Origin of the sequence: Sphingobium jiangsuense (assembly GCF_014196495.1) — a bacterium.
Taxonomy (GTDB): Bacteria; Pseudomonadota; Alphaproteobacteria; order Sphingomonadales; family Sphingomonadaceae; genus Sphingobium; species Sphingobium jiangsuense.
In genome coordinates this window covers 90,786-110,134 of sequence record NZ_JACIDT010000004.1, presented here as the reverse complement: position 1 = coordinate 110,134, position 19,349 = coordinate 90,786, and the positions used below count along the sequence as shown (strand labels likewise).

Annotated in this window: 15 protein-coding genes; 4 read left to right on the top strand and 11 right to left on the bottom strand. The window is 66.9% G+C overall.

The genetic code is table 11. The features are described 5' to 3' along the window. Nucleotides 1-48: 48 nt before the first annotated feature. From GGR43_RS07270 to GGR43_RS07255, 4 genes are all read right to left on the bottom strand, one after another. A complete protein-coding gene (locus GGR43_RS07270; RefSeq protein WP_188071303.1) occupies nt 49-2,199 on the bottom strand; it encodes a TonB-dependent receptor in 2,151 nt (716 codons plus the stop codon). Nucleotides 2,200-2,385: 186 nt separating this feature from the next. Further along, entirely contained in the window at nt 2,386-4,488 is a 2,103-nt protein-coding gene (locus GGR43_RS07265; protein ID WP_188071496.1) for a PQQ-dependent dehydrogenase, methanol/ethanol family, read from the bottom strand. 2 nt (nt 4,489-4,490) lie between these two features. After that, complete coding sequence (locus GGR43_RS07260; protein ID WP_188071302.1) at nt 4,491-5,465, bottom strand: alpha/beta hydrolase; 975 nt, start codon at nt 5,463-5,465, stop codon at nt 4,491-4,493. Between the two features lie 43 nt (nt 5,466-5,508). Then, nucleotides 5,509-5,901, bottom strand: a complete 393-nt coding sequence (locus GGR43_RS07255) for a nuclear transport factor 2 family protein (protein ID WP_188071301.1) — start codon at nt 5,899-5,901, stop codon at nt 5,509-5,511. Nucleotides 5,902-6,155: 254 nt separating this feature from the next. Between GGR43_RS07255 and GGR43_RS07250 the strand changes: the two genes are divergently transcribed. Continuing rightward, a complete protein-coding gene (locus tag GGR43_RS07250) occupies nt 6,156-7,367 on the top strand; it encodes a cytochrome P450 (protein ID WP_188071300.1) in 1,212 nt (403 codons plus the stop codon). A gap of 55 nt (nt 7,368-7,422) precedes the next feature. Here GGR43_RS07250 and GGR43_RS07245 read toward each other — a convergent pair whose 3' ends face one another. From GGR43_RS07245 to GGR43_RS07230, 4 genes are read right to left on the bottom strand one after another with little or no spacing between them, the layout of a single operon-like run. Further along, a complete protein-coding gene (locus GGR43_RS07245) occupies nt 7,423-8,211 on the bottom strand; it encodes a DUF2889 domain-containing protein (RefSeq protein ID WP_188071299.1) in 789 nt (262 codons plus the stop codon). After that, entirely contained in the window at nt 8,208-9,701 is a 1,494-nt protein-coding gene (locus GGR43_RS07240) for a dihydrolipoamide acetyltransferase family protein (protein ID WP_188071298.1), read from the bottom strand. The genes GGR43_RS07245 and GGR43_RS07240 overlap by 4 nt, the downstream gene beginning before the upstream one ends. Continuing rightward, entirely contained in the window at nt 9,698-10,669 is a 972-nt protein-coding gene (locus tag GGR43_RS07235) for an alpha-ketoacid dehydrogenase subunit beta (RefSeq protein WP_188071495.1), read from the bottom strand. Before GGR43_RS07235 ends, GGR43_RS07240 begins: the two co-directional genes overlap by 4 nt. A gap of 7 nt (nt 10,670-10,676) precedes the next feature. Next, complete coding sequence (locus tag GGR43_RS07230) at nt 10,677-11,627, bottom strand: thiamine pyrophosphate-dependent dehydrogenase E1 component subunit alpha (RefSeq protein WP_188071297.1); 951 nt, start codon at nt 11,625-11,627, stop codon at nt 10,677-10,679. Nucleotides 11,628-11,788: 161 nt separating this feature from the next. Here GGR43_RS07230 and GGR43_RS07225 point away from each other — a divergent pair, with 161 nt between their 5' ends. Beyond that, nucleotides 11,789-14,263 carry a TonB-dependent receptor gene (locus GGR43_RS07225; protein ID WP_188071296.1) on the top strand — a complete coding sequence of 825 codons (2,475 nt, stop codon included), beginning with the start codon at nt 11,789-11,791 and terminating at the stop codon, nt 14,261-14,263. 67 nt (nt 14,264-14,330) lie between these two features. Here the strand turns inward: GGR43_RS07225 and GGR43_RS07220 are convergent, their stop codons facing one another. From GGR43_RS07220 to GGR43_RS07210, 3 genes are read right to left on the bottom strand one after another with little or no spacing between them, the layout of a single operon-like run. Next, entirely contained in the window at nt 14,331-15,086 is a 756-nt protein-coding gene (locus tag GGR43_RS07220; RefSeq protein WP_188071295.1) for an SDR family NAD(P)-dependent oxidoreductase, read from the bottom strand. Between the two features lie 23 nt (nt 15,087-15,109). Next, nucleotides 15,110-16,336, bottom strand: a complete 1,227-nt coding sequence (locus tag GGR43_RS07215) for an acyl-CoA dehydrogenase family protein (protein ID WP_188071294.1) — start codon at nt 16,334-16,336, stop codon at nt 15,110-15,112. Nucleotides 16,337-16,362: 26 nt separating this feature from the next. After that, nucleotides 16,363-17,409: a phosphotransferase family protein gene (locus GGR43_RS07210; RefSeq protein WP_284277367.1), complete on the bottom strand. Its 1,047-nt coding sequence runs from the start codon at nt 17,407-17,409 to the stop codon at nt 16,363-16,365. 97 nt (nt 17,410-17,506) lie between these two features. On the opposite strand from GGR43_RS07210, the gene GGR43_RS07205 reads away from it, so the two are divergent. Together GGR43_RS07205 and GGR43_RS07200 are read left to right on the top strand one after the other, a co-directional pair. Next, entirely contained in the window at nt 17,507-18,499 is a 993-nt protein-coding gene (locus GGR43_RS07205; RefSeq protein ID WP_188071293.1) for a LysR family transcriptional regulator, read from the top strand. Nucleotides 18,500-18,521: 22 nt separating this feature from the next. Beyond that, the gene (locus GGR43_RS07200) at nt 18,522-19,343 is read left to right on the top strand and encodes an enoyl-CoA hydratase-related protein (protein WP_188071292.1); all 822 of its coding nucleotides are present in this window, start codon (nt 18,522-18,524) and stop codon (nt 19,341-19,343) included. Nucleotides 19,344-19,349: the final 6 nt, after the last annotated feature.

Sequence of the window (19,349 nt, the reverse complement as noted above, 5' to 3'; positions counted from 1 at the left end):
GGAACAAAGAAAAAGGCGGCGTCTGTCCCGCGCCGCCTTCAGGGAGGATCACAATTTGGTGCTGAGCGTCACGCCCCAGGTCCGCGGCGGGGCCGGAGCGCGGAAGATGCCCGGCGTCGATTCCAGCACCTGCACGAAATAATATCTGTTGGTGATGTTGCGGCCCCACAATTTGACGCCGAACCGCTCGTCGGGCGATTTCCAGCCGATGCTGGCATTGGCGGTGGTGTAGGACGGCAGTACGAACAGGTTGGACGGGCCGACATATTGGTCGTCCACGAACTGCACGAAGCCGTCGAGGGTGAGGTCGCCGGACGCGGTCGGGATGCGATAGCTCATGCCGCCCGATGCCGACAGTTCGGGCGAATAGATGGTGCGGTTGCCGGTCGCGTCCTGATCGCGCACCGCCTCCGCGCCCCCGCCCGGCGCCGGGCGGGGAATATAATATACCGCCGTCTTGTAATCGTCGTAGCGCCCGTCGAGATAGCCCATCGCGCCATAGACGCTGAAGCGGTCCGATACCCGGACGTCGAGGTCGACGTCGATGCCCTTCATCGTCGCCTTCGCCGCATTGGCGACGACATTGCCGCCGTCGGTGATGCGGGTGACCTGAATGTCCTTGAACTTGTAGAGATAGGCCGCCGCGTTGATGCGCACCCGACCGCCCAGGAACTGTGTCTTGAGGCCGACCTCATAGGCGTCGAGCTTTTCCGGGTCGTAGCCCGGCAGGTTCGCCGCCGTCACCAGCGGGAAGCCGCCGCTCTTGAGGCCGCGATTATAGGAGATATAGCCCATGATATCGCGGGTGAAATGATGGTCGAGCGCCACGCGCCATGTCCAGCCGCTCGAATCCTGCGTGTCGGGCCGGAAGGGCAGCACCGTCGGGTTGGGGTCCGGGCCGACGAGGGTGGTCTTGCCCGAAGGCATTTTCTGTTCCTCGTCGGTGTAGCGGATGCCGGCCGTGAAGGTGGTGTCCGGCGTGATCTTGTAGCTCGCCTGACCGAAACCGGCGATCGATTCCGTCTTCTGCTCGCGGAAATAGCGCACCACCCCGGCCGCGCCAGCCGCCGCCCCGGCGATGGTGATCGGGTCGTATTTCGCGGTGCTGCGGAAGTAATAGCCGCCCACCATCCAGGTGAAGGGCCCGTCCGCCGCCGAAATCAGCTGTACTTCCTGCGAGAAGTTGCGGAACGGTATGTCGAGCGTCGCATTGATGACAGTCGCGGGCGTCGCATCCTGATCGAGCCGGTAGAGCGTGTCGACCCGCCGATAGGAGGTGATCGAGACCAGATCGGCGAAATCGCCCAGCTTCTGGTCGATGCGCGCATAGGCGAGATAGGATTTATAATCGAGCGAATCCGGCGTGTTGGCCTTGGTTTCCCGGTCCTCATAATCGGATTCCACGCCGTCGAGGCCGCGATAGCCCGGCATCACCTGATTGTTCTGGCCGCTGGTATGGCCGTCGTCATACCAGAAGAAGCCGGTCAGCTTGGTATTCTCCGACGCCTCGAACGCGATCTTGCCCTGTATCGACAGGTCGTCGCGGAACATCGTCTTTTCGTTCCGGACGCTGTTATGGCCATAGCCCTTGCCCTGATCGCGGAAATCGACCGCCAGGCTGATGCCCAGCCGGTCGCCCAGCTTCGCCGATCCGTAGGCCGAGGCCGCGATCGTCTCATAATTGCCGTAGGTGACGCTGGCCTCCAGCGTCGGCGCGGCCAGCGGATCGCGGGTGACGATCTGGATGACGCCGCCGGTGGTGTTGCGGCCGAACAGTGTGCCCTGCGGGCCTTTCAGCACCTCGACCCGCTCGATGCTGCCCAGCGGCACCTGCGACGACCAGGTCGAATAGACATAGACGCCGTCGACATAGGTGGCGACCGACTGCTCGGAGTTGATCGAGCTGCCGGTCGTGCCGACGCCGCGCAGGAAATATTGCACTGCTCCGTTCTGCGGGATGCTGAGCGAGGGCACCTTGCCCGCCAGCGCCACGCTGTCGCTCGCGCCGGAAGCGGCAAGCGCCTCATTGGTCAGCACGCTGACGGCGATCGGCACGTTCTGCACCGATTCCGCCCGACGCTGCGCCGTCACGATGATGTCGGGCACGCCCGCATCGCTCGCCCCCTGAGCGGCCGTCTGCGCAAGGCCGGTGCCGCCCCAGCAGGATGCGGCGGCGAGCACCGGAAGCGCGTGGTACATGGCCCTACGGGCGCGACGGATTCTGCATGTCGATTGCATACCCCTTCCCTCCTCTCCAATGTCCGGCTGTGCCGGTCCATACGCGCCGTCCCGACAGGGAATCTTTTATGTACGCGTATATTGCGAGGCATGGTACGATCGGAAGGCGCATTAGTCAATTGATGAGTTAATACCCTTCCGGCTTTGCTACTGGCGCATCTCCGGCCCCCGGTTCGGCGCCGCCTTTCCAGCGATCGCGGCGCGGGTGGTCTGGCGGATATAATGCTGCAATTCCTCGATCTGCCGCGCGGTCAGTTCGGAGAATTGCGGCATGCCCCGTTCCACCAGCAGGCCGTCGCGCAACACCTGTGCCAGCGCGTCGGCCGATGTCGTCACTGCCGATTCGCGCAGGTCCGGCGCCATGCCGCCCGCTTGCAGGTCGAGGCCATGGCAGTTGAAGCAGTTGGAGGCGACATATACGCCCAGACCGGCCTTCGCCTTCGCCGGATCGACCGTGAAGCCGGGATCGGCGATGAACTGGCGCGGCGGCTGCGGATCGGGGGCGGGCAGGGGCGGCGCCTTGCCGTCCAAGGCGAAGGTCAGCACCCGCCGCCTCTGCGTGCGGTAATCCCAGGGCGAGGCGGTGACGATGCCCCGATAGCCGGCCAGCACCGTCACATATTGCCGCCCGCCGACGCTGTAGCTGATCGGCTGCGAAGAGATGCCCGCCTGCGCGTCGAAATTCCACAGCCGCTTGCCGTTCCGCGCGTCATAGGCCTCGAATCGGCCTTCGGCGGTGCCGACGAACACGAGGTTGCCTGCCGTGCTGGTGATGCCGCCGCCCCAGAGCGTGGGCATCGGCGCGGACCAGGCGGCCTTCTGTCGCAGCGGATCCCAGGCGAGCAGGAAGCTGCGCGTCGGCGGCGGCGGCACGGGCGAGGGCTCCTGGCTGAGGCCGGTATTGTAGCCGGTGCCGCGCAGCGGCTTCCAGTTCTTGAGGTCGACCCCGGCATCCGAAAACCAGAGGCCGTTTTCCTGCGCCGGAATGTAGACGAGGCCGGTGCGCGGGCTGAACGACATGGGCTGCGCATTATGCGCGCCCGCCGAGCTGGGCGAGAGCATGAAGCCCCGCCCGTCGGGATAGCGCGCGGCGGGGTTTTCGATCGGCCGCCCGGTCTTGATGTCGATGCCGCTGGCCCAGTTCACCGGCACGATGTTCTTCGCCGAGAGCAGCTTGCCGGTTTCCCGGTCGATCAGGTAGAAAAAGCCGTTCTTGGGCGCCTGCATCAGCACCGGCCGGTCCTTGCCGCCGATCTTCAGCGTCACCAGCTCTATGTCCATCGCTGCGTTATAATCCCAGGTTTCGCCCGGATTGACCTGATAATGCCAGACATATTTGCCGGTGTCGGCATCCAGCGCGACGATCGAGCAGAGATAGAGATTGTCGCCGCCGCCGGGGCTACGGATATGCTGGTTCCACGGCGTGCCGTTGCCGGTGCCGATATAGAGGCGGTTGAACTGCGGGTCATAGGCCATGGCGTTCCATACGGTGCCGCCGCCGCCATATTTCCACCACTCCCCGGTCCATGTCTTGGCCGCGCGCGCCAGCGCCGGATCCTCGAAGCCCTTCGCCGGATCGTCGGGCACGGTGTAGAAACGCCAGAGCTGCCGCCCGGACCGCGCGTCATAGGCGGTGACATAGCCGCGCACGAGGTCGAAATCGGCGCCGCCATGGCCGATGACGACCTTGCCGTTGAAGATCCACGGCGCGCCGGTGATATACCGGCCGTCATCCGACCCCTCGGTCGTCTGGACCGACCAGAGCAGCTTGCCGCTGCGCGCATCGACCGCGATCAGCCGACCGTCGAGCGTGCCCGCATAGATCTTGCCGTCCCACCAGGCGATGCCGCGACTGCCCCAGGCGGTGCGCATCTTCTTGCCCGCCACCTTCCAGACCTCCGGGTCGTATTTCCACAGCAGCTTGCCGGTCGCCGCATCGACGGCGTGGATGACGCTGTAGCCCTGCGCGAAATAGAGGATGCCGCCGACCGCGACCGGCGAGGTGTAGAGACTGCCGCCATCGTCCAGATCGAGCGACCAGGCGAGCTTCAGCCGGTCGATATTGCCGCTGTCGATCTCGCTCAGCGGGCTATAGTGATTGGCGCTGAAGGTGCGGCCGTAGAGCGGCCAGTCGGCGCCGTCCTCCTCCCGCGCGGCGGGGCCGTTATCGACCTCGGCGCCGCCGCGCTGGCAAGCGGAGAGGGGGACGAGCAGCAGCCCTGCCAGCAGCATCGTCAGCAGCCTACGCATCATCAGCGCACCCCCAGACCACGGCGGAGCGCGGTGATGCGCGCGGCGCGGAATTCATCGCCGACCGCCGACTGGCCGCCGTCGAACGCATCGAAGCCATGATAGGCGCCCGGATAGACAGCCAGCTGCGTCGGCACCCCCGCCTGCACCAGCCGCATCGCATAATCGACATTCTCCCGCATCAGCGGATCGAGCGCGCCCACGCCGATGAAGGCGGGCGGCAGACCCTCCAATGACGCCGCACGCGCCGGGGCGGCATAGGGCGACACGCCCTCGGTGCCGACCGTCTCGCCCAGCAGCGTTTCCCAGCCGAAGGCATTGCCGTCATAGGTCCAGACATAATCGCCTGCAAAGGGATCGCGCGGCGCGCCGTCGCGGCCCGTCCGGTCGTCCAGCATCGGATAGTCGAGCAGCTGGAACGCGAGCGGCGGCGCGATGCCCTCGTCCCGCGTCCGCAGCGCCAGCGCGGCGGCCAGCGCGCCGCCCGCGCTCACCCCCTCGACCGCGATCCGGGCGGGGTCGATGCCCAGCTGGGCGGCGGAGCGATGCAGCCACAGCAGCGCCGCATGGCAATCGTCCATCGGTGCGGGGTGGGGGGCTTCGGGCGCCTTGCGATAATCGACCGCCGCGACCAGCGCCCCGGTTTCCCGCGCCAGCCGCCGGCACCAGTCCTCATACAGGTCCGCCTTGCCGGAAAAGAAGCCGCCGCCATGGATATAGAGAATGGCCGGCCGCACCGCGCCATCCGTTGCCGCCGCGCCGCTGAACAGCAGCAGGCGGACGTCCGGGCCGCCGTTCAGTCCCGGCACCATATGGTCTTCGCGCGTGATGCCGTCGTCCTGAGGCGGCTGATAGGCGGCGGCGAAGGATTCGACCATCGCGCGCAGTTCCGCCAGCGTGTCGTAGGCGAAGCGCATCGGCGGGAAGCCGTCGACGGCGGGCAGCAGTTCAGGGTCGACCAGATGTCTCGATCGCATGGGATGATCCTTTGCAAGAGGGCGGATGGAGGAGGGACAGGCGTCAGGCCGCCCCGGCGAGCAGGGGACCGAGCACCTCTTTCACATGGGCGGTGTCGTTATATTCGCGGGCGACGGCGATCTTCCCGTCGCGCAGGATGAACAGCCAGTGATAGCGGTTGGCGTAGCGCGCGCCGGTGCGCAGCCGCCCCTCGGATCGCGCCTCCACCGCCACCCGCTCGCCTTCCGCCGTGATGCCCTCGATGGTGAGGGTGATGCCCCTTTCGTCGAAATGCGTCTCGATCAGGCGGGTGAGGCCGTCGAGATGGTTCTGGATCTCGCCGCCGCCCGGCGTCCACCAGATCAGGTCCGCCGTGCCGAAGCGGCTCGCGGCCTCCGCCGGTCCGGCCTCGTTCATGACGGTGAAAAAATGCTGGACTATCTGGCTGTTGTTCATCGATCATCCTCTCGCGGACAGATGCTTGCGCCGCGGCTGATTCAGCCGCCGGCCATGGAACGGTCGCGGCGCAGACTAACCTAAGTGGCGTAGGCTGCAAGTCTGCAACATTATCGTGCGGAAAATTACTTAATCACCTCATTAGAAGCCCGCCAAGCCGATCCGCGCCCTTGCGCCTGAAAATCTAACAGGATAAGGTAGAACGGCAAAATAAAGGGGTCGCGGGGCGATTCCGCTGTGGAGAGGCGCTATTTATGAATGTTGCGACAAAGCTTTCCGTACCCGACCATGTTCCCGCGGAGCTGGTCCACGAATTCGACATTTACGAGGATCCCGGCATACGCCGCGACCTACACCGGCAATATTCGCGCATCCTGAAGGAGGCGCCGGGCATCTTCTGGTCGCCCAACAATGGCGGCCACTGGATGGTCACGCGCTACGACACGATCAACGCGGTCGTCATGGACACCACCCATTTTTCGACCGAGCATTCGCAGATCCCGAAAATATCCAATCCGCCGCGCTTCATCCCGCTGAACTATGATCCGCCGGAAAACATGCCCTATCGCAAGGTGCTGATGCCGTTCTTCTCGCCCAAGGCGGTGAAGGCGATGGACGAACAGATCGAGTTTCACGCCAACCGCATCGTCGATGCGGTCAAGGACAAGGGCCGGTGCGAGTTCGTGCGCGATGTCGCCGCGCCTTTCCCGGTGACGGTCTTCATGATCCTGATGGGCCTGCCGCTGGAGCGTTTCAACGATTTCCGCCAGATGGTGGACGATTTCTTCAACGCGCAGGGCACCGAACGACTGGAAGGCATCACCGCCGCGATGAACGCGGAGATACTGGCGATCATCAACGCCCGCCGCGCCGAGCCGAAGGAGGATCTGGTCAGCTATCTCGTCAATGCCGACATGGACGGGCGCAAGCTCACCGAATATGAGTTGCTCAACATGTGCTTCCTGCTGGTGCTGGGCGGGCTGGATATGGTCACCAACATGCTGACCTTCACCACCCACCGGCTGGCGCAGGAGCCGGAGGTGCAGAAGCGCCTGATCGCCGACCCCTCGCTGATCGACGCCGCGACGGAGGAGGGGCTGCGCCTGTTCGGCGTCGTCAATGTGCCGCGCGTCGTGAAGAAGGACGTCGACCTGCTCGGCGTGCCGTTCCGCGTCGGCGACATGGTGCTGTGCACGCTGCCGATGGCCGGCTGGGACGACACGAAGAACGACAATCCGGCCGTGTTCGATCTGGACCGCAAGGAACGGCACCTGCTGACCTTCTCGACCGGCGCGCATCTGTGCCTCGGCCACTTCCTCGCCCGCACCGAGTTGCGCAAGATGTATCGCGTGTGGATGGAGAAGATCGGCGAGTTCCGCTGCGCGCCCGACGCCGAGTTCCACTATCGCGGCGGCACGGTGATGGCGCTCGACCGGCTGGACCTGGTGTGGGACGTCAAGCGCTGAGACGATCCGGGGCCCGGCCTTTGCGATGGCGGCCGGGCCTTTTCGGTGAGTGAGGTCAGGGGATCGGCTGCAAATTGCCTTCGGTGAAGCCCGCCGTCAGGTCGATGACATTGCCGATCGCCTGCACGCCGTCCTCGACCCGCTCCGGCTGATAGGCGTAGCAGGCGCCGAACAGTTCGGGCATGGCGGTGATCGGCAGGTCCGGCGAGCGGTCGACGATCCACATGCGCGCGCCCGAAACCAGATAGGCGCGTTGCAGCATCAGTGCGGCGTCCAGCGTCTCACCCGACAGCCGGTCGACCGCCCATGCGGTGAAGCCGCGCATGATCGGCACCGGCGGCTCCGGCGCGAATTCCACGACCTTCCTCCTCGACATATGCCAGCGGATCAGCACGCGCCCGTCCAGTGACACTTCGGCCGGAACCGGTTCGTCCGTCTCGTCGGGAATGACGATGTCGTAGGTCCGCCCGCCTTCGTCGCGCAGTGCCTGCTCCATCGCCAGCGCCGCCGCGTCGAACAAATGGGTGCAGTTGCGATAGGGCCGCCCTTCGCCGAACAGCTCCGCGCGCGGCATCGCCAGCGGCAGGCCGACCAGTTCCTCCAGCGCGGCCGCCGCGCCGGGGCAATTGCTGTTGGGCGCGCGCACGGTCCGCCCCTCCACCGCCGTCACGCGCGCGCCGTCATGATGGACGCGCACCCACATCGCATGATTGGTGTCGTCGAGCAGCGCGAGCACCGCGCTCTCCTGCCGCAGCAGCCGGATGCGGCGGCGATAGATGCCCGTGCCATAGGCGGGGTTGCGCGGAAAGGCGGTCGGGACGAGAGGGGCGGCCTGCCGCTTCATGCCCCGCCGCCCCGCGCGGGCCGCAGCTCCGCGCGCAGGATCGCCGTCGAATAAGTTGCGATATCGGCCGCCTCGATCGCCCGGCCGATGCGCGCGACCTGCGCCTCGCTCTCGCACAGCAGGGTCGCGGCGAGGCCGTCCTCCAGCCGGATTTCGATGCCGCGCAGCTTGCGCGCCGAGGGACCGAGCTTCGGCAGCTCGGCGGTCAGCGCCGCCAGCGCCGCCGCGATCGACAGCAGCCGCGCATCCTTCGCGCCGACCAGCAGATCGGCCTCGCCCAGGCGCAGCTTCACCCGCCCGTCGGCAAAGCGCGCGCCGCCCGGCTCCGTCGGCGAGGGTTCCGTCTCGCCGGGAAGCACGTCCTCAAGAGCTTCGAGCCGTTGCTTCAGCCGCTGCGAAAATTGCGCGGCGCGCAGGCCGTCGACCACCCGATGGTCGTAACAGATGCTGAGCATAGTGCGGGGTTGCAGCACGATTTCATGATCGATGCCGACCGCCTTCTCCTCGATCGCGCCGATAAAGACCAGCACCGGCTCGCCGAGGTTCAGCACCGGCGTGCCGAAGGCCACGCCATAGCGGCCGAGATTGGAAAGGGTCAGGCTCGCGCGGCCCATGTCCTGCGCGCCGATCCGGCCCTGTTTGCCCAGATCGATCAGCCGCCGCGTTTCCGCCGCGATCTCGTCGAGCGAGCGGCGGGCGGCGTTGCGGACCACCGGCACGGCGAGGCCCGCTTCGGTCGCGACGGCGAGGCCCACCGCGATATCGGGCAGCGGTTGCAGCGCGTCGTCTTCGAAGCTGGCGTTGAGGTCGGGAAAATCCGCCATCGTCAGCGCGGCGGCGCGGATCAATATGTCGTTGAGCGAGCAGGCAAGCCGCCCGGCGCGGATCGCCGCCTGCGCCGCCACCAGCGCCGAGGCGTCCACCTCGATCATCTGCGTGAAATGCGGCGCCTGCGTCCAGGATTGCGCCAGCCGCCGCGCCGTCGCCCGGCGGAGCGGACTCAGCGGGGTCATAGTACCGGCGGAGGGGGCAGGCGGGGCTGCGCCATGGCGTTCGACATCGGCCGCGACGATCACGCCGTCCGCGCGCGCCGTGGTTACACCCGCCAGATCAACGCCGATCGCCCGCGCCAGCTCTCGCGCCCTGGGGGAGGCCAGCACGCGTCCATCCGCTCGGGCGGGGGCGGGAGTAGCGGCCGGCGCCAGGGCAGGCGCGGCGCTCGCCGCCGGAGTTTCCACCGCCCCGGCCGCTTGTGCCCCGCCGATCACCGCCAGCAGATCGCCGACCGGCACTTCCGCGCCGATGGCGACGCGGTGGCGGATCATCCCGGCAACCGGCGCCTCTATCTCATAGGTCGCCTTGTCGGATTCGATCGACGCGACCGGCTGCCCCGCCGCCACTTCGGCCCCATCCGCCGTCAGCCATTCGACCAGCACGCCGAACTCCATCGCCTGCCCGAACATGGGCATCACGATGTCGGCGGCGGTCATGCCGCCAGTTCCCGGCAGACGTCGCAGATCGCCTCTACCGAGGGCAGCACGCGATCGACCAGCGGCTTGACCGACGCCATCGGCACGTCGGGAATGGCGAGGCGGCGGAACGGCCGGTCGAGATAACCGAACGCCTGCTCCATCAGGATCGCGCCGATCTCCGCGCCGACGCCCAGCCGCCGATAGCCTTCCTCCACCACCAGACAGGCCCCCGTCTTCTTCACGCTTTCGATCAGCGTACCGCTGTCGAACGGAGACAGGGTGCGCGGGTCGAAGATTTCGACCTCTATCCCTTCCTGCTCCAGCAGCTCGGCGGCCTTCAGCGCCCGGCTCAGCATATATTGCCAGGCGACGACGGTGACATGCCTGCCCTCGCGGCGGATCACGCCCTTGCCGAAGGGCAGGGTGACGTCGCCTTCGGGCACCTCGTCACGCTTCTGGTAGAGGCGGCGATGCTCGAAGAACATCACCGGATTATCGAGCCGGATCGCCTCCTTGAGCAGCGCCTTGGCGTCCGCCGCGGTCGAGGGCACGGCGCAGAGCAGGCCCGGCGAGTGCATCACATAGGCTTCCGGGCAGGTCGAATGCTCCGGCCCCGCGCCGGTCGCGCCGGAGGGCAGGCGCACCACCAGCGGCACCTTGAACGCGCCGCCGTGCATGTAGCGCCACATGCCCGCCTTCAGGAAAATCTCGTCGCCCGCGACGAGGATGAAGTCGGCATATTGCAGCTCTACCACCGGGCGCAGGCCCATGATCGCCGCGCCCACGCCCGCGCCCACCATCACGCTTTCCGAAATGGGCGAATCGAACACCCGTTCCGGCCCGAAGCGCTCCAGCAGGCCCTTGGTGATGTTGAAGATGCCGCCCCAGGCCGCGACGTCGAGGCCATAGAGGATGACGTCGCCGTCCCGGTCCATCTCCTCCGCCAGCGCCTCGTTGATCGCCTGTCCGTAGCTGATCGTCCGCATCGTCATCTCACGCATAAAGGTCGGTGAAGGCCTGGTCGGCGTCGAGCGGCGGCGCGGCCTTCACCGCTTCCACCGCAAGGTCGATCTCCGCCTCATGGGCGGCGGTCATCGCCTCGATCTCCGCCTCGTCGAGCAGGCCCAGCTCGATCACCCGCCGCCGCAGCGCCGCGAGCGGATCGCGCTGCGCGACGCTGGCGGCATCGGCGCGATAATCCTGCGGGTCGGCGGCATAATGGCCGAGCAGGCGGGTGGCCTTGATCTCGATGAGCGAGGGACCTTCGCCCGCCCGCGCCCGGCGCGCCGCATTCGCGACCGCCGCCATGACCGCGTCGGGATCGGCACCGTCCACCACCACGCCCGGAATGCCGTAGCCCGCCGCGCGATCGGCGATATTCTCCACCGCCGTGCTGACCGAGGTGGGGACGGAGACGGCCCAGCCGTTATTCTCGCATATATAGATGCAGGGCAGCTTCTGCACCGCCGCCCAATTAAGCGCTTCATGGAAGGTGCCGCGATTCGACGCGCCGTCGCCGAAGAAATGGACGACGACCCGCCCCGGATCGCGGCGCCGGAGCGCCATGCCCATGCCGACCGACACCACCAGCCCGCCGCCCAGCGTGCCGCTCTCGCCATAGATGCCGTTGGGCAGGTCGACGACATGCATGATGCCGCCCTTGCCGTTGTTGGTCCCGCCAGCGCGCCCGGCCATGTCGGCGATCATCGCGGAAAGGCTGGTGCCGCGCGCGATCATATAGGCGACGCCGCGATGCGAATAGAGCACGGGGTCGTCGCGCTTCAATGCGGAAAGCGCCGCGATCTGCGCCACTTCCTGCCCCGCGCCCGGATGCAGCAGCGGCGGCAGGAAGCCTTCCGCCGTCAGCTTGATAAGCCGCGCCTCGAACGATCGCGCCAGCAGCGCCTTGGCGAAAATATCCCTCAGGCGATCATTCTGAATCATGCGCGCCTCTCTCCTCCCGCCCGATGTGCATTACCTAATCCTCTTAGGTCAAGAGCAAAGGTCCGCCGCGATCGGCTCTCTCCCGATTGACTTACCTAGGTGATTAGTTAAATAGATGGTTAGTCGCTTCAAAGCGATCTATCAAGTTCAGGGAGAATATCATGTCAAAGAGGATTGCCGGACGGCGGCGGCTCGCGCTCACCACGGCGCTGACGCTCGCGGTCGAGGGTACAGCCGGCATCATGCTCGTCCACGCCTTCGCAGCCGATGTCGCCTTTGCGCAGGCGGCCGCCCCGGCGGTGGATTCCGACACCATCATCGTTACCGCCCGCCGCCGCGAGGAAAGCCTGCAGAACGCGCCCGTCGCGGTCGCGGCGCTGACCGGCGAGAAGCTCAACCAATATGCGGTCACCGCCGTCACGGACCTCGCCAAGTTCGTGCCGGGCATGGTCGTCGGGCGGCAGGTCACCGGCTCTTCCGCGTCGATCTTCCTGCGCGGCGTCGGTTCCTCCTCGCTCAGCGCCGGTTTCGACCAGTCGGTGTCCTTCAACATCGACGGCATCGCGATGAGCCGCGGCCGCGAGATCGCGCTCGCCCAATATGACCTGCGCTCGGTGCAGGTGATGAAAGGCCCGCAGGCGCTGTTCTTCGGCAAGAACGCGACCGGCGGCGTGATCGTGGTGGACAGCAACAATCCCGGCTCGAAGTTCGAGGGCAGCCTGTCGGGCGGCTATGGCTTCAAGGGCAATGAGGTCTATGTCGACGGCTTCCTGTCCGGCCCGCTCAGCGACACGCTGGGCGCGCGCTTCGCCTTCCACGCCAACAATACGGAGGGCTATTTCAGGAACAGCGCCGTTCCCTCGGTCGATTTCGCGCAAAGGGCGGTGGAACCGGCCAATGCGTTCCTGCGCGACCCCGTTGACAATCGCCGTGGCGCCAGCAAATCGGCCGCCGGCCGCCTGACGCTGCTGTTCGAGCCGGACGACGCGCTGACGATGAACCTCAAGCTTTCCGGCAACTATTATCGCGACAATGGCGCGGCGGACCTTTACGAGCGCAAATGCGCCGAGGGCCGCACCACCCCGGCCCCGACCAGCGGCGCGGCGTCTCCCTACGCCGATTGCGCGATCAACGGGGTCAGCGACCATGCGCGGCTGCCGGTCGAGATCGCGCGGACGATGCGCTACACGCCGGAGAGCGGCAAGCCCTATACCAAGCTGGTTTCCGGGTCGGCGGTGCTCAACACCGTCTACCGGATGGATGCGGTCGACATCAATTCGATTACCGCCTTCTACGGTTTCCGCCAGACCTCCGGCGACGACATGAGCGGCCTGACGCGCGCGATCTGGAACGCGCAGAAATCGACGATGGAGCAGTTCAGCGAGGAACTGCGCGTCAGCACCAAGTTCGACGGGCCGGTGAATTTCACCGTGGGCGGTTATTACGCCAATGTCGATTTCACCTATAATATCGACAGCTACACCAATGTCGCGCCCTATGATCCGGTGACGCAGACCTACACGACCTTCGGCCGCAATTCCGGCTTCAAGGGCGAAACCTGGTCGGCCTTTTTCGAGGCGGTCGCGAACCTCACCCCAACGGTCGAATTTTCGGGCGGCGCGCGCTACAGCCACGAAAGCAAGGACAGCTTCGAGCAGTTTTTGCCCGCCAACAGCGCCTATGCGGGCATCTATTCGCAGAACCTGCTGGTGAACGACAAATATCGCGAGGCCAATCTGTCGCCGCAGGCGACCATCCGGTGGAAGCCGAACGACACGATCACCGCCTATGCGGCCTATAAGGAAGGGTTCAAGGCGGGCGGCTATAATATCAGCCAGATCTTCCTCGCCAGCACCACCGTCGCCTCGGCGCTCGCCAACGGCCGCTTCAACGCGGAAACCGCGCGCGGGTTCGAAGGTGGCATCCGCACGACGCTGTTCGACCGCAGCCTGCATTTCAACGTCACCGCCTACCGGTACAAATATACCGATTTGCAGGTCCAGTTCTTCAACCCGCAGACGCTGTCGCAGGTCGTCGCCAATGCGGGCGCGCTGCGGGTGCAGGGCATCGAGACGGACTTCAACTGGCGGGTGCCGGGCGTGCGCGGCCTCGCTTTCCACGGCTCGCTCGCCTATAATGACGCGGAATATCAAGACTTTGCCGGCCAATGCTATGGCGGCCAGACCTTCGCGCTGGGCTGCAACCAGCAGCCGGTTAACGGCGTCTACAACAACCAGGTCTATAGCGGCCGCACCCCGCCCAAGGCGCCCAAGCTGGGGGCGCAGTTTGGTTCGTCGCTGGAAGTGCCGGTTTCCGGCGATATCGGCATGACCTTCACCGGGGACATGACCTATTCGTCCAAATATAACTATACCGACACGCTGCGGCCCGACGGGGTGCAGGAGCGTTTCGCCCGCATCGACGCCTCGGCATCGATCGGCAACGACACGCAGGGATGGAAATTGTCGCTGATCGGCCGCAACCTCACCGACAAGCTGGTGGTGACCTCGGCCAACGACATGCCCTTCACCGGCGGCACCGGCACGGGGACCATGGGCGTGGGCACGCGGGCCGACCTCAACGCGGTGGTCGAGCGCGGCCGCGAAATCTACCTCGAAGCGCGCTTCAACTTCTGATGGTCGCATGAGCAAGGAAAGGCCACCCGCCCAAGCGGCGGGTGGCCTTTTCCGTGTCCGCACGCCGTCAGGCCGCGCCGCCGTCCACGCGGATCAGCGCGCCGGTGGTGAAGCTGGACGCAGGGCTGGCGAGATAGAGCGCGCTGGTCACGATCTCGCGCGGGTCGCCGTTGCGGCCCAGCGCATTGTCGGCCCGCTCGCGCATATCCTCGGTCCAGGCGCGGGAAATGTCGGTCAGGAAGGGCCCGGCGCAGATCGCGTTCACCCGCACCCTGGGCGCATATTCGCGCGCGAGGCTGACCGTCATCGCGTTGAGCCCCGCCTTCGCGGCGGCATAGGGCACGACGCGCGGCATCGGCACCAGCGAGGCGATGGACGAGATGTTGACGATCGCCCCGCCGTCGCCCTCCGCCATGCGCTTGCCGATCCGCGAGGCCAACCGGAACGGGCCCTTGAGGTTCAGGTTGAGGATGCTGTCGTACAGCGCCTCGTCCACCTCGTCGCTCGGCATTTCCGGGCCCATGCCCGCATTGTTGACGAGAATGTCGATCCGGCCGAACCCGTCATAGGCCTGCTCGATCAGGCGGTCGATCTGGTCCCAGCGGCCGCAATGCGCGCCGATGGCCAGTGCGCGGCGGCCCAGCGCGCGGACCGCCCCGGCCGCTTCCTCGCAGGCGTCGATCTTGCGGCTGGCGATGACGATATCGGCGCCGCGCTCGGCAAAGGCCTGCACCATCTGGCGGCCCAGCCCCCGGCTGCCTCCCGTCACCAGCACGACCTTGCCCGCAAAGTCGAACAGCGGGTCGATCCCCGGCTTGCCCATGGTCGTTCCCCTCCTTCCTTTCTTCAGCGCGGCGGCAAGGCGCCATATTCGGCGATCTTGAGCTTGCCCAGCTGCGACATGTGCACCTCGTCCGGCCCGTCGGCGATGCGCACGAAGCGGTTGGTTGCGAGCGCGAAGGCGATCGGCGTGTCGTCGCTGACGCCCATCGCGCCATGCGCCTGTATCGCCCGGTCGCACACGGTCTGCGCCATTTGCGGCGCCACCACCTTGATCGCGGCGATCAGGTCGAGCGCGCCCTTGTTGCCGAGCCGGTCCATCGCATCGGCTGCCTTCAGGGTCAGCAGCCGCGCCATCTCTATCTCGCAGAAGCTCTTCGCCACGTCCTGCCGGATGCTGCTCTGCTCGGACAGCTTGCGGCCGAAGGCGACGCGGCTCTCCACCCGCCGGGCCATATATTCGAGCGCCCGCTGCGCCTGCCCGATCGAGCGCATGCAATGATGGATGCGCCCCGGCCCCAGCCGCCCCTGCGCGACCTCGAACCCCCGGCCCTCGCCGAGGATCAGGTTCTCTTTCGGCACCCGCACATTGTCGAACAGCAACTCGGCCTCGCCGCCAGGCGAATGATTGCGGCCGAGCACGGTCATCGTCCGCACCACGGACAGGCCCGGCGTGTCGCGCGGCACGAGGAGGATCGAGTGCTGCTGGTGCCGGGGGTTGTCGGGCAGGGTCCTGCCCATCACCAGCAGCAGTTCGCAGCGCGGATGCATGACGCCCGATATCCACCATTTGCGCCCGTTGACGACATAATCGTCGCCATCAGGCAGGATGGTGGTCGAAATATTGGTCGCGTCGGAGGACGCGACATCGGGCTCGGTCATCGCATAGGCGGAGCGGATCGTGCCGTCCATCAGCGGCTTGAGCCAGCGTTCCTGCTGCGCCGCCGTGCCGAAGCGCGCGAGCACCTCCATGTTGCCGGTGTCGGGGGCGGAGCAGTTGAACACCTCCGGCGACCAGGGCACGCGCCCCATGATCTCCGCCAGCGGCGCATATTCGAGGTTGGAAAGGCCGGGGCTCAGCGCGCCATAGTCATGGGGCAGGAACAGGTTCCACAATCCTTCCGCGCGGGCCTTTTCCTTCAGCGCCTCCAGCCCCGGCCATTCCTGCCAGATGTTCGCCGGGTCGGCATGCCAGTCCTGCTCCTCCTTCTCCGCCGGATAGATATGCGCGTCCATGAACGCTTCCAGCCGGGCGACAAGCTCCCGCATCCTTGCCGTGGGTTCGAAATTCATGATCTTTCCTCTTTTCCGATGGGGTTTCAGGCGATGATGCCGCGCGCGCGGTCGAGCAGGCCGATCGCCGCCCTGTGCAGCATCTCCGCCGTATCCCGCCCGGTCATGCCGGCCGAGGCGCGCGCGTTGCTGCCCTCAAGGATGATCGCCAGCTTGTAGCAGGCGAGCACCGTATACCAGTCGATCGCCGACAGATCCCGCCCGCTCCTCGCCCGATAGCGTTCGACCAGCTCGGACGCCTGCGGGAAGCCGATCCACGGCTGCACGTCGAGGCTGGGCGCGGGCGGCATGCCGAGGCCCGGCCATGTCGCCAGCAGCCAGCCGAGATCGAGCAGCGGGTCGCCCACCGTCGTCAGCTCCCAGTCGATCACCGCCGCGATGCGCGGGGAATCGTGGCGATAGAGGATGTTCGCCATATGATAGTCGCCATGGAGGATGCCCGGTTCGAAGCGGTCCGGGCGATGCGCCTCCAGCCAGGCGCCGATCCGCTCGACATGGGGCAGGCCGGAGGGCCCCTCCCAATCGGGAAACCGCGCATAGCCCGCGAGCTGCTTCTGCCAGCGCGCCACCTGCCGGGCGAGGAAATCGTCGGGCTTGCCGAAATCGGCGAGCCCGGCGGCGCGCCAGTCGATCTTGCCCAGCGCGACGATGGGGTCGATCAGCGCCAGCCCCATCGCGTGCTGCACCGCCGGATCGCGATGCGTTTCGGGCAGGCCCTGCGCCGCGTTGAAGCCGTCCACCGCCTCCATCAGATAGAAGGAGACGCCCAGCACCGCAGGATTGTCGCAGGCGAGGATCAGGCGCGGGTGGGGCACGGTGCTGCCGGAAAGGGCGGCGAGCATCCGCGCCTCCCGCTGCATCGTCCCGTTGGCGTCGGGCCGGGGATGCAGCGACGGACGGCGCAGCACCATCACGCGGTCGCCATAGCAGAAGCGCAGCACTATATTCTGCGTGCCCCCGGCCAGCGGCACCGCATCCTCGATCGTCCCCCGGCCGAGCCCTTGCCGCTCCATCCAGTGGGCGAGCGCGGCGCGGTCCAGCTCGTCAAGCCATTCCGTCCCTGCCCCGTTCACGTCTTCGCTCTCCTCTCCTCCCGTTTGGCAGAAGCGGTCGGCGCCCGTCCAATCGGAATCTCTTGCCTATTCCATCATATTAATGAATTAATTGATTATGGATATCAGTGCGAAGCCCTATCGCATATTGGTCGCGGTGGCCGATCTCGGTTCCTTCAGCCGGGCCGCCGATGCGCTCCATATCTCGCAACCGGCGCTGTCGGCGCAGATGCGGGAGCTGGAGCGCCAGCTGGGCTTCGACCTGTTCCACCGGACCACGCGCCGGGTGACGCTGACGCGCGAGGGGCGGGTCTTTCTCGACTATGCGCGGCGGATGGTGATGGAGGCGGAATGGATGCTGCGCGCCGCGCGGAAGATACGCGGCCGCCCGCTGATGATCGGCGTGCCGCATCACAGCTATCTGATGCCGGACCGGGTGGCGCTGACCGACGGCTTCGCGGCGAGCCATGCCGCCGACCGGCCGGTGCGGATCATGACGCGCCACCCGCGCCAGCTCATCGCCGAACTGCGGGAGGATATGCTCGACGCCGCACTGATGCTGGGCGTCAGCGGCCATGACGGGCATCTGGCGTTCGACCAGCGCCCGGCGGACCTCGACATGCTCCATCTGGCGCGCAGGCCGGTCGCCATCGCCGCGCCGGAAGGGGACGAACTGGCCCGGCACGCCAGGCTGACGGCGGCGGAGCTGACCGGACGGACGATCCTCATCTTCACCCGCACCCATGGCGTCGGGGTGTCGGAAGCGGTGACGCGCGGCCTCGCCGCGCTGGGCGCCGAGGTGCGGCACGCGCCGGAGGGCGACGCCATGTCGGTGCGCCGCCATGCCGCCCGCATCGGCGCGCCCTGCGTCGATCTCGGCTGGTTCCAGCAACCTGCCGCCGACGCCGCCATGGCCACGATGCGATCCGTGCCGGTCGACTGGCTGCTCGCCACCGACCTCCTGCTGCTGCACCGGCCCGATCCCGACCCGGACACGGCCCGGTTCGTGGACCATTGCCTCGACTGGCGCGACCATCAGCACCCCGCCGCCTCGCGCACCGATGGCGCTTGCCCGGCGGCGCGGGGCATGCAAACCCAGCCCATCATTTGACGAGAGAAAGAGAGGAAGGCGCATGAGCGAGGACATGCTGCTGGACGTGGTCAATGGCGTCGCGACCCTGACCCTGAACCGGCCCGCCCGCCTCAATGCGCTGACCCCGGCGATGATCGAGGCGATCGAGCAGGCGCTGCGCCGCTGCGAGGCCGACCCGGCGGTCGCGGCGATCATCGTCACCGGGGCGGGCAGGGGCTTCTGCTCCGGGCTGGACCTCGCCGCGCTGGCCGACACGATCGGCAAACCCCTTCCGCCGCCGCCGACGCACCGGCGGCCCGGCCTCTTCACCTGGCTGCCCGACATTTCCAAGCCGATCATCGCCGCGGTCAACGGCGCGGCGGTCGGCGGCGGCTTCATCCTGGCGATGATGGCGGACCTGCGCTTCGCCAGCACCACCGCGACATTCAACACCATGTTCGCGCGCCGGGGCCTCGTCGCCGAACATGGCATCAGCCACATATTGCCGCGCCAGATCGGCCTGTCGCGCGCGCTGGACCTGATCCTTTCCGCCCGCACCATCGACGCGGAGGAAGCGCAGCGCATCGGCTTTGTCGACCGCCTCTGCGCGCCGGACGCCTTGCTGGACGAGGCCCGCGCCTATGCCGCGCTGCTCGCGACCGGGGTGTCTCCTCTGTCGATGGCGGCGATCAAGATGCAGGTCTATGCCGATCTGAACCAGGATCTGGACGCCGCCTGCCGCGCCGCGGACCGGCTGGTGCGCGCCACGCTCGGCCATGCCGATCAGCACGAAAGCCTGATCGCGGGCAGGGAAAAGCGCCCGCCGCGCTTCCGCCCGTGGCAGGGCAGGGGCTTCGAGGGGCAGGGCGAGGTCCCGGAATAGGCGCGC

Coding starts and splice junctions, on each gene's coding strand:
- GGR43_RS07270 (WP_188071303.1), bottom strand. CDS start 2,199: ATGTACCACGCGCTTCCGGTGCTCGCCGCCGCATCCTGCTGGGGCGGC.
- GGR43_RS07265 (WP_188071496.1), bottom strand. CDS start 4,488: ATGCGTAGGCTGCTGACGATGCTGCTGGCAGGGCTGCTGCTCGTCCCC.
- GGR43_RS07260 (WP_188071302.1), bottom strand. CDS start 5,465: ATGCGATCGAGACATCTGGTCGACCCTGAACTGCTGCCCGCCGTCGAC.
- GGR43_RS07255 (WP_188071301.1), bottom strand. CDS start 5,901: ATGAACAACAGCCAGATAGTCCAGCATTTTTTCACCGTCATGAACGAG.
- GGR43_RS07250 (WP_188071300.1), top strand. CDS start 6,156: ATGAATGTTGCGACAAAGCTTTCCGTACCCGACCATGTTCCCGCGGAG.
- GGR43_RS07245 (WP_188071299.1), bottom strand. CDS start 8,211: ATGAAGCGGCAGGCCGCCCCTCTCGTCCCGACCGCCTTTCCGCGCAAC.
- GGR43_RS07240 (WP_188071298.1), bottom strand. CDS start 9,701: ATGACCGCCGCCGACATCGTGATGCCCATGTTCGGGCAGGCGATGGAG.
- GGR43_RS07235 (WP_188071495.1), bottom strand. CDS start 10,669: ATGCGGACGATCAGCTACGGACAGGCGATCAACGAGGCGCTGGCGGAG.
- GGR43_RS07230 (WP_188071297.1), bottom strand. CDS start 11,627: ATGATTCAGAATGATCGCCTGAGGGATATTTTCGCCAAGGCGCTGCTG.
- GGR43_RS07225 (WP_188071296.1), top strand. CDS start 11,789: ATGTCAAAGAGGATTGCCGGACGGCGGCGGCTCGCGCTCACCACGGCG.
- GGR43_RS07220 (WP_188071295.1), bottom strand. CDS start 15,086: ATGGGCAAGCCGGGGATCGACCCGCTGTTCGACTTTGCGGGCAAGGTC.
- GGR43_RS07215 (WP_188071294.1), bottom strand. CDS start 16,336: ATGAATTTCGAACCCACGGCAAGGATGCGGGAGCTTGTCGCCCGGCTG.
- GGR43_RS07205 (WP_188071293.1), top strand. CDS start 17,507: ATGGATATCAGTGCGAAGCCCTATCGCATATTGGTCGCGGTGGCCGAT.
- GGR43_RS07200 (WP_188071292.1), top strand. CDS start 18,522: ATGAGCGAGGACATGCTGCTGGACGTGGTCAATGGCGTCGCGACCCTG.